Source organism: Streptomyces sp. NPDC001502 (assembly GCF_042894785.1).
In the GTDB taxonomy this organism is placed as follows: domain Bacteria; phylum Actinomycetota; class Actinomycetes; order Streptomycetales; family Streptomycetaceae; genus Streptomyces; species Streptomyces kutzneri.
On the sequence record NZ_JBIAVW010000032.1, the window covers coordinates 79715 to 88954 of the forward strand.

General features: G+C 72.4%; 8 protein-coding genes and 1 tRNA gene. 6 read left to right on the forward strand and 3 right to left on the reverse strand.

The genetic code is table 11. The features are described from left to right. Positions 1-37: 37 nt before the first annotated feature. Positions 38-109 (reverse strand) — tRNA-Cys (locus tag ACFY0D_RS36640). A 180-nt stretch (positions 110-289) separates the two neighbouring features. Between ACFY0D_RS36640 and ACFY0D_RS36645 the strand changes: the two genes are divergently transcribed. The 4 genes from ACFY0D_RS36645 (at position 290) to ACFY0D_RS36660 (ending at position 4391) form a co-directional block, all read left to right on the forward strand. Beyond that, the gene (locus tag ACFY0D_RS36645) at positions 290-1789 is read left to right on the forward strand and encodes an MFS transporter (RefSeq protein ID WP_390802223.1); all 1500 of its coding nucleotides are present in this window, start codon (positions 290-292) and stop codon (positions 1787-1789) included. A gap of 70 nt (positions 1790-1859) precedes the next feature. Then, the gene (locus tag ACFY0D_RS36650; RefSeq protein WP_351158775.1) at positions 1860-2060 is read left to right on the forward strand and encodes a hypothetical protein; all 201 of its coding nucleotides are present in this window, start codon (positions 1860-1862) and stop codon (positions 2058-2060) included. Beyond that, complete coding sequence (locus ACFY0D_RS36655) at positions 2057-2470, forward strand: type II toxin-antitoxin system death-on-curing family toxin (RefSeq protein ID WP_390802224.1); 414 nt, start codon at positions 2057-2059, stop codon at positions 2468-2470. Before ACFY0D_RS36650 ends, ACFY0D_RS36655 begins: the two co-directional genes overlap by 4 nt. Before the next feature lie 136 nt (positions 2471-2606). After that, positions 2607-4391 carry a DEAD/DEAH box helicase gene (locus ACFY0D_RS36660; RefSeq protein ID WP_390802225.1) on the forward strand — a complete coding sequence of 595 codons (1785 nt, stop codon included), beginning with the start codon at positions 2607-2609 and terminating at the stop codon, positions 4389-4391. A gap of 58 nt (positions 4392-4449) precedes the next feature. Here ACFY0D_RS36660 and ACFY0D_RS36665 read toward each other — a convergent pair whose 3' ends face one another. Next, positions 4450-5856 (reverse strand): hypothetical protein, encoded by a 1407-nt coding sequence (locus tag ACFY0D_RS36665; RefSeq protein ID WP_390802226.1) that lies wholly within the window; start codon positions 5854-5856, stop codon positions 4450-4452. Positions 5857-6229: 373 nt separating this feature from the next. Here ACFY0D_RS36665 and ACFY0D_RS36670 point away from each other — a divergent pair, with 373 nt between their 5' ends. Next, positions 6230-6871: an IclR family transcriptional regulator gene (locus ACFY0D_RS36670; protein ID WP_007264382.1), complete on the forward strand. Its 642-nt coding sequence runs from the start codon at positions 6230-6232 to the stop codon at positions 6869-6871. A gap of 180 nt (positions 6872-7051) precedes the next feature. Beyond that, positions 7052-7849 (forward strand): S16 family serine protease, encoded by a 798-nt coding sequence (locus tag ACFY0D_RS36675; protein ID WP_390802227.1) that lies wholly within the window; start codon positions 7052-7054, stop codon positions 7847-7849. On the opposite strand, the gene ACFY0D_RS36680 is transcribed toward ACFY0D_RS36675, so the two are convergent. After that, complete coding sequence (locus ACFY0D_RS36680) at positions 7779-9107, reverse strand: MFS transporter (protein WP_390802228.1); 1329 nt, start codon at positions 9105-9107, stop codon at positions 7779-7781. The genes ACFY0D_RS36675 and ACFY0D_RS36680 overlap by 71 nt on opposite strands. Between the last annotated feature and the right edge of the window lie 133 nt (positions 9108-9240).

A 9240-nucleotide genomic window follows, 5' to 3' on the forward strand; every position in this document is an offset into this window, starting at 1 on the left:
GCCCAGGGGTGCGCCTGCCCCTGGACGGCCCGCCGCGAAGCCGTGACCGGATTCGAACCGGCGTAACCCGCTTTGCAGGCGAGTCCCTCAACCACTCGGGCACACGGCTGTGTGGTGGTGACGTGCATGACGCTACGGGGGCCCGCGGGGCCGGGGAAGGGATACGCGGCCCGTGCAATGCGACTGCCATGCCGCGTTCACAGTCCGTCCGGCCTAGGTCTCCGGGACGAGAGCGGGATCCGTCGAATTGACAGGGTCACTCCGGGGCTACGCACCTTACTCTGGGGCGATGAGCGCCCTTGAACCCCGTGTGCCCCAGAGAACCGCACCGATCCCGCCCCCGCCCCGGGGCGGGATTCTCGGGCCCGCGTACCGGACGCTCAGCATCGGGATCATCTCCGTCGTCTTCCTCATCGCCTTCGAGGCCACCGCCGTCGGCACGGCCATGCCCGTCGCCGCCCGCGAGCTGGAGGGGATCGGGCTCTACGCCTTCGCCTTCTCCGCCTACTTCACCACCAGCCTCTTCGGCATGGTCCTGGCCGGCCAGTGGGCCGACCGGCAGGGGCCGCTGCGGCCGCTGACCGTCGGCATCGCCGCCTTCGCCTCCGGGCTCGTGATCTCCGGCACCGCCGGGGTCATGTGGGTGTTCGTCCTCGGCCGGGCCGTCCAGGGCTTCGGCGGCGGGCTGGTCATCGTCGCCCTGTACGTCGTCGTCAGCCGGGCCTACGAGGAGCGGCTGCGGCCCGCGATCATGGCCGCGTTCGCCGCGAGCTGGGTGGTCCCCTCGATCGTCGGCCCGCTGGCCTCCGGGACCGTCACCGAGCACCTCGGGTGGCGGTGGGTGTTCCTCGGGATACCGGCCCTCGTCGTCGTCCCGCTGGTGGTGGCGCTGCCCGCGATACGGCGCACCGCGTCCGGGCCCGTCGACCCCGACGCCCCGCCCGTGGCCTTCGACCGGCGCCGGATCCGGCTGGCCTTCGGCATCTCGGTGGGGGCGGGGCTGCTCCAGTACGCCGCCCAGGACCTGCGGTGGCTGTCGCTGGCACCCGGCATCGCCGGCGCCGCCCTGCTCGTGCCCGCCGTGCTGGGGCTGCTGCCGCGCGGGACCTACCTGGCGCGGCGCGGGCTGCCGTCCGTGGTGCTGCTGCGCGGGGTCGCCGCCGGGTCGTTCATCGCGGCGGAGAGCTTCGTACCGCTGATGCTGGTCACCCAGCGGGGGCTGAGCCCGACGATGGCCGGGTTCTCGCTCGCGCTGGGCGGGCTGACCTGGGCGGCGGGCTCGTGGGTCCAGTCCAAGGGCCGGGTGGCGCCGTACCGGGAACGGCTGATGGTGGGCGGGATGGTGCTGGTGGCGCTGGCCATCGCCGCGGCGCCCGCCGTGCTGATCGAGTCCGTGCCGGTGTGGACGCTGGCGCTGGCCTGGGCGGTCGGCTGCCTGGGCATGGGCCTGGTGATCGGCTCCACGAGCGTGCTGCTGCTCCAGCTGTCGGCGCCGGAGGAGGCGGGGGCCAATTCCGCCTCGCTGCAGATCTCGGACGCGCTGGCGAACGTGGTGCTGCTGGCCGGCGGGGGCGCCGCGTTCGCCGCGCTGGGCGGTGGTGCGGTGGGGGCCGCCCACCGCGTGACCGCCGACGCGTCGGCCTCGCACCCGGCCGCCTTCGCCGTGGTGTTCCTGCCGATGGCCTGCGTGGCGCTGGTCGGGGCCTGGGTGGCGACCCGCCTGGATCCCGCCAAGGATCCAGCCGAAGATCCGGCCGAGGACCCCGCCAAGGACCCCGTCAAGCAGTGACCGCCCGGGCCTGCCGGGCGCCGGAGAATTCGGCTGCACCACGACCGGCGGCCGCACTACCGTTCCGCCCATGAACGAGCTGATCATCAGACTCTCCGACGCCGAGCGCGCGGAGTGCGCCGACCTCGCCGACGCGACGGGCCGGTCGCCCGAGGAGCTCGCGCTGGACGCCGTACGGGCGCTGCTGCGCGCCGAGCGCAGCCGGGTCGGGGCCGAGGCGCTGCGGCTCGCGCAGCGGCACGCGCCCCTGCTGAAGCGGCTCGGCGAATGAGCGCCCCGACGGCCCCGGTGCGCCACCTCACGCTCGCCGAGGTCCTCGACCTCGCCCGGCACGCCTGCCTGGCCCAGGACCAGCCCGTCGAACTGCGCGCCCCCGGCCTGCTGGAGTCGGCGGTGCACCGGCCGAGGGCCCGCATGTTCGGGACCCCCGCGTACGAGGACCCGTACGAGCAGGCCGCCGCGCTGCTCCACGGCATCGCGACCAACCACCCGCTGGTCGACGGGAACAAGCGCACCGCCTGGCTCGCCGCGGCGACCTTCCTCGCCGTGAACGGGGCCGATCCGGGCGACGTGGACCAGGAGGCCGCGTACGCGCTGGTCATCGATGTGGCCGCCGGGCACGAGACGGACGTCGCGCGGATCGCGGCCCGGCTGCGGGCGCTGCTCGCCCCGCCGATGTGACGCTCGCCGCACCCGCCGAGGTCACGGGCCTGTCCCTCCGCGAGGGGCGGGCCCGGGCCGGTAGGGTGGCCCGGTTGTCCTACGTACGACTGCCTGCCACCCGTACCAGATACGCCGAGAGCACGAACCGGAGACCGTGACTACTACCGCCTCCCACCATCTCTCACCCGCCTTCCCCGGCCGTGCCCCCTGGGGTACCGCCAACAAGCTGCGTGCCTGGCAGCAGGGGGCGCTCGACCGCTACATCCAGAACCAGCCGCGGGACTTCCTCGCGGTCGCCACGCCCGGCGCCGGCAAGACCACCTTCGCGCTCACCCTCGCCTCCTGGCTGCTGCACCACCACGTCGTGCAGCAGGTGACCGTCGTCGCGCCGACCGAGCACCTGAAGAAGCAGTGGGCGGAGGCGGCGGCCCGGATAGGCATCCGGCTCGACCCCGAGTACTCCGCCGGACCGCTCAGCAAGGACTACCACGGGGTCGCGGTCACCTACGCCGGTGTCGGCGTGCGGCCGATGCTGCACCGCAACCGCTGCGAGCAGCGCAAGACCCTCGTCATCCTCGACGAGATCCACCACGCCGGTGACTCGAAGTCCTGGGGCGAGGCCTGCCTGGAGGCCTTCGACCCGGCGACCCGGCGCCTGGCCCTGACCGGAACGCCCTTCCGGTCCGACACGAACCCGATCCCCTTCGTCACGTACGAGGAGGGCAACGACGGGATCCGCCGGTCCTCCGCCGACTACACCTACGGCTACGGGAACGCGCTCGGCGACGGCGTCGTCCGACCGGTCATCTTCCTCTCCTACAGCGGCAACATGCGCTGGCGGACCAAGGCCGGCGACGAGATCGCCGCCCGGCTCGGCGAGCCGATGACCAAGGACGCCATCTCCCAGGCCTGGCGCACGGCGCTGGACCCGCGCGGCGACTGGATGCCGAACGTGCTGCGCGCCGCCGACCGGCGGCTGACGGAGGTCAGGAAGGGCATCCCGGACGCCGGCGGCCTCGTCATCGCCTCCGACCAGGACTCGGCGCGCGCCTACGCCAAGCTGCTGAGGGAGATCACCGGCAGCAAGGCGACCGTGGTGCTCTCCGACGACACCGGCGCGTCGAAGCGGATCGACGAATTCAGCGAGGATGGCAGCCGCTGGATGGTCGCGGTCCGGATGGTGTCCGAGGGCGTCGACGTACCGCGCCTCGCGGTGGGCGTCTACGCCACCACCATTTCGACGCCGCTGTTCTTCGCGCAGGCCGTCGGGCGTTTCGTGCGTTCGCGCAGGCGCGGCGAGACCGCGTCCGTGTTCCTGCCGACCATTCCCTATCTCCTCGGCTTCGCCAACGAGATGGAGGTCGAGCGCGACCACGTCCTCGACAAGCCGAAGAAGCAGGGCGAGGAAGACCCGTACGCCGAGTCCGAGAAGGAGATGGACGAGGCGAACAAGCAGGAGGACGAGGACACCGGCGAGGACGAGCAGATGTCCTTCGAGGCGCTGGAGTCCGACGCGGTCTTCGACCGGGTCCTCTACGACGGCGCCGAGTTCGGCATGCAGGCGCACCCGGGCAGCGAGGAGGAGCAGGACTACCTCGGCATCCCCGGGCTGCTGGAGCCGGACCAGGTGCAGATGCTGCTGCAGAAGCGGCAGTCGCGGCAGATCGCGCACAGCCGGCGCAAGCCGGACGCGGAGGCCGACCTGCTGGAGCTGCCGGCGGAGCGGCGGCCCGTGGTCTCGCACAAGGAGCTGCTGGAGCTGCGCAAGTCGCTGAACACGATGGTGGGCGCCTACGTCCACCAGAGCGGCAAGCCGCACGGGGTGATCCACACGGAGCTGCGCCGGGTGTGCGGCGGGCCGCCGAGCGCGGAGGCGACGGCGGGGCAGCTGCGCGAGCGGATCAAGAAGGTGCAGGAGTGGGCCACCCGTATGCGGTGAGTTCCCATGAAGTGGGGGACGGGGTCCGTGCGGAGGTTCGCACGGACCCCGTCCGCCGTTACGCGCTCGGGCGGCGCCGGCGGCCGTTGCCGGCGACCAGGGCCGCGCCCATGGCGAGCGCCACGCCGGCGCCGCCGAGGGCCCAGCTGGTGGCCGCGTCGGAGCCGGTCTCGGCCAGCTGACCACCGGTGGTGGGCGCCGTGCCGGTCCCGGTTCCCGTACCGGTCCCGCTTGCGTTTCCGGTCCCGTTTCCGTCGACGATCGGCTTGGCGCCGCCGTCCGGCGTGGGCTGGTTGCCGGTGCTCGCCGCCGGGTTGATCGAGGTGTGGGCGAAGGCCACGTCGGAGGTGATGTGGTCCACGCCGTGATCGTCCGCGAGCACGACGGCGAAGATCTTGCCGACCGGGGCGTCCTTGCCGAACTTGGCCCGCAGCATGATGTCGAACTTCGCGTCCTTGCCGACGGCGCGCGCGATGATCGTGCCGGCGAGCTGACCGGACGGATCCTTCACGGTGGGGACCCAGCGCTCGCCGTTCCAGATCTCCAGGTCGAGGTGCTTGCCCCGGATGCTGTTGACGGCGTTGTCGAAGATGAGCGTGAAGCCGTACTCGTCGATCTTCTTCTTGCCGGAGTTGTCCACGCTCAGGAAGAACGGCTGCCAGGCGCCGCCGGCCGTGAAGCCGCCCTTGGGCAGGCCCTGCACCGCGACCTTCGGGCCGTTGTTCTCCTCCTGCCCGGGACCGGTGACCTTGGACTCGTACCGGACGCGGTCCCCGCTGCCGCCCTCGGAGGTCGTGGACAGGGAGAAACGGGAGGGCGGGGTGTCCTTGCCGAACTTCATCCGAAGCTTGAGGTCGAAGACCTCGTTCTTCTCGACATCGACGTCGGCCAGGCTGAAGGAGTACACCTCCTCGGATCCGTACGCCTCGACCGCGTGCCAGCCCCAGGCACCCTTGGAGTCGGGAGCGTAGATCTCCGTCTGGATGTCGCCCGCCTCCCAGCCGAAGGTGTCGAGCGTCCAGAGGACCAGTTCGAGCGAGTGGGCGTCGACCGCCGGGCGGCCCGAGTTGTCCACGTGCAGGGAGAACCCGCTCCAGCCGGCGCCCGCCGCGAAACTGGTGGGGAGCCCGTCCAGGGTCAGCTTCGGACCCGCGGCGGCGACCTGCTCCTCGGCCTTCTTCTCAGCCTTCTTCTCGGCCGGGGCGGCCTCGGCCGGCTGCTCCTGCTTCGGCTGCTGCTGGGTCTCCGGGGCCTGCGGCTGCTGGACGGACCCGGGCTTCTGCGCGTCGGGCGCCGCAGTCTCGGTGGTCTCCCCGGTCGCCGGTGCCGCGTCGTCCTTCGGTGCCGCGTCCGGGGTCGTGACCGCCGGGCTGCTGACCTCGTCGGCCATCGCCGGGGTGGCCATCAGGACCGTCGGGCCCACCACCGCGGCGGCGGCGACCATGGCAATGCGCTTGAGCTTCATATGCGGTGCTTCCCCCTCGTGGACTCCAGGTGCGCGTGGGCGCATCCCCCCTGGAGACGATCACAGTCGTTTTGAACATGCTCAGAGTAATGGGGCGGTAAAGACGTCCTGTGGCAATCGAGGTCACGAATTGACACCGAGACCGATCAGGAAACGGCATAAAGAGGTAGCAGGCGCCCGGATTCTGGACGAGCCCTTCCGCTGAGCGGACCCGCTCGCTACTGTCCCCGCATCAAACGCACCGTGGCAGCGCCGCCGCGGGAGCGCAGCCGGTGCAATGGCCGCTACCGGCGGCCTCTCCGTGCGTCGCCGCGGGACCGGCGGCGCGCCACCCCGAGAGTCACCGCCGCTCACCGAAAGAGGGAGAGGCGTCGTGACCGCGGAAACCTCCCAGACTCTCGACAGAGGGCTCAGAGTCCTCAAACTGCTCGCCGACACCGACCACGGTCTGACCGTCACCGAGCTCTCCAACCGCCTCGGTGTGAACCGCACCGTGGTCTACCGGCTCCTCGCCACCCTCGAACAGCACGCCCTGGTCCGCCGTGACCTCGGCGGCCGGGCCCGGGTCGGCCTCGGAGTGCTGCGGCTGGGCCGCCAGGTCCACCCGCTCGTACGCGAGGCCGCCCTGCCCGCGCTGCGGTCCCTCGCCGAGGACATAGGTGCCACCGCGCACCTGACCCTCGTCGACGGCACCGAGGCGCTCGCCGTCGCCGTCGTGGAGCCGACCTGGACGGACTACCACGTGGCCTACCGGGCCGGCTTCCGCCACCCGCTGGACCGCGGGGCCGCCGGGCGGGCCATCCTGGCAGCCCGTCAGGGCTCCCTGATCGAGCCGGGGTACACGCTGACCCACGGGGAGCTGGAAGCGGGCGCCAGTGGCGCCGCCGCGCCGCTCGTGGGCATCACCGGGCTGGAAGGCAGCGTCGGCGTCGTCATGCTGGCGGACGCGGTGCCGGAGCGGGTCGGGCCGCGGGTGGTCGACGCGGCGCGCGAGGTCGCCGACGCCCTTCGCTAGGCCGCGGGCTCGGCGGTTCGTTGCCGGGTGCGGCGCCGTTGCGGGGTCGCTGCCCCCGGACCCCCGCGCCTCAAACGCCGGCGGGGCTGAAGGATCGCCTCAAACGCCGGCGGGGCTGGGATGTGCCCGGCGGGGCTGGGGTGGGGCGGTGGGGTGGGAGGGGCCGGATAGATTGGGCGGGTGCTCTCACGCCTCTCACGTCTGCCGCGTCCCGCCGCCCTGGCTGTCTGCGCCGTGCCCGTGCTCGGGCTCTTCGCCGCCGCGGCCTTCGCGCCGCTGCCCTTCGTGGTCGCCATTCCCGGGCTCACGGCCGACGTTCTGGGCTCCGACCAGGGCAAGCCCGTCATCACCGTGACCGGCGCCCCGGTCCGGGACACCAAGGGCGAGCTGCGGATGACCACCATCCGGGCCACCGGCCCGTCCTCGACCATGAAGCTGCACGAGCTGATCGGCCACTGGTTCAAGACCGATCAGGCCGTCATGCCCCGGGAGGCCGTCTACTCCTCCGGCGGAAGCGACGAGGAGATCGAGAAGCACAACCTGGAGGAAATGTCCAAGTCGCAGTCGGCCGCCACCGACGCGGCCCTCGGCTTCCTCCACAAGGACCCCAAGGACGTGAAGGTCGAGCTCAACCTCGCCGACGTCGGCGGCCCGAGCGCCGGGCTCCTCTTCTCCCTCGGCATCGTCGACAAGCTCGACGGTGACGGCAGCGGCGGCGATCTCACCGGCGGTCGCAGCATCGCCGGTACGGGCACCATCACCGCCGACGGCGAGGTCGGCGCGGTCGGCGGGGTGGCCCTGAAGACCCAGGCCGCGCGGCGCGACGGGGCGAGCGTGTTCCTCGTACCGAAGGCCGAGTGCGCGGACGCCCTGTCCGAACTCCCCGAGGGGCTGCGGCTGGTCCCCGTCACCTCGCTGACGGATGCGGTGAACTCTCTTCGCGCGCTGAACCGGGGAGAGCCGGCTCCGTCCTGCTGACGGCCGGCGCCCGGTCCAGTCCGCGCCAGGCCGGGAAGACCATCGGGGCGAGCGTCGTCAGCAGGTACGTGCCGCCGAACAGCAGCAGCGCGGTGGTGACCCCGAACCCGTCGACCAGCAGGCCCGCGGCGAGTCCGCCCATCGGCATCGTCAGCTCGCAGCCCGCCGTGGCCACGCCCGAGACGCGGCTGCGCAGCGCTTCCGGCACCTGCTCGTACATGACCGTGGTCAGGATCGGGTTGAGCATGCCCGCGCCCAGGCCGGCCAGGGCCATCGTCACCGCGAGCGGCAGGGTCGTATCGGTGAGGGCGGCCACCACGTACCGGGTCGCCCCGGAGAGCAGGAAGGCCGCCGTGAACACCGCGCGGCGCGGGAAGCGCTCGCCCCACATCCCGTAGAGCAGGGCGCCCAGCAGGGCGAAGCCTCCGAAGAGGGAGATCGTCAGGCCGATCGCGGTGGCGCCGCCGAGGGCATCCCGGCCGTGCACCGGCAGCAGGACCGAGGACCAGCCCTGGTCCAGCCCGTTGGTCATCATGACCATCACGGTGACGCCCAGCAGCAGCCGGGTACGGGTCATGAAGGCCCAGCCCTCGGCGAGTTCGGCGCGGTACGTCTTGAGGGACACCTTCCCGGCGGTGCGCTGCGGTTCGGCGGCCGGCACCCCGCGCAGGAAGACGGCGACCAGCAGCGCCGACGCCCCGAAGGTCGCCGCGTCCAGCAGCAGTACGGTCTCGGCGCCGAACGCCGCGATGAACAGGCCGGCCACCGCGGCCCCGATCATCCGGGCGCCGCGCGAGACCGCGTCGTAGAGGCCGGCGGCCCGGGTGATGGTGGTGCCGGCGTGCTCGGCGAGATTCGGCAGGAGCACGCCGCGGGCGGTCAGGCCCGGGGTGTGCACCAGGCCGCCGACGGCCATCAGCGCGCACAGCATCCAGAACTCCAGGACGCCCGTGTAGTTCAGCAATGGGATCGCGCCGACCGACAGGCCGCTGATCAGGTCGGAGGTGACGGAGACCCGGCGGCGGCCGATCCGGTCGATGACCGGTCCGCCGACCAGGGCGGCCACGATGACGGGCAGGGTGGCGCAGAAGGCGACGACCCCGGCCCGGCCGGCGCTGCCCGTGGTGTGCAGCACGAAGAACGGGACACCGATGAGGGTGAGTGAACTCCCGGATATGGAGATGGTGTTGGCGGCCAGTACGCCGATCAGGGGGCGCTTGTCCGTACGGCGCGGCTCGTCGGGCAGTAAGGCGTGCACGGTGGACTCCTCGGATGGTGTGTTCGGCGCGGGCCGTGTGCCCTGCGGGCGGCTCGGCGGTGTACGGCGCGGCCGGATCCACGCCGGGCGCTGCCCGGACCCGCGCCTCAAACGCCGGCGGGGCTGAAGATGC

Excerpts from the sequence above, each read along its gene's own strand:
- ACFY0D_RS36645 (WP_390802223.1), top strand. The coding sequence starts at position 290 with ATGAGCGCCCTTGAACCCCGTGTGCCCCAGAGAACCGCACCGATCCCG.
- ACFY0D_RS36650 (WP_351158775.1), top strand. The coding sequence starts at position 1,860 with ATGAACGAGCTGATCATCAGACTCTCCGACGCCGAGCGCGCGGAGTGC.
- ACFY0D_RS36655 (WP_390802224.1), top strand. The coding sequence starts at position 2,057 with ATGAGCGCCCCGACGGCCCCGGTGCGCCACCTCACGCTCGCCGAGGTC.
- ACFY0D_RS36665 (WP_390802226.1), bottom strand. The coding sequence starts at position 5,856 with ATGAAGCTCAAGCGCATTGCCATGGTCGCCGCCGCCGCGGTGGTGGGC.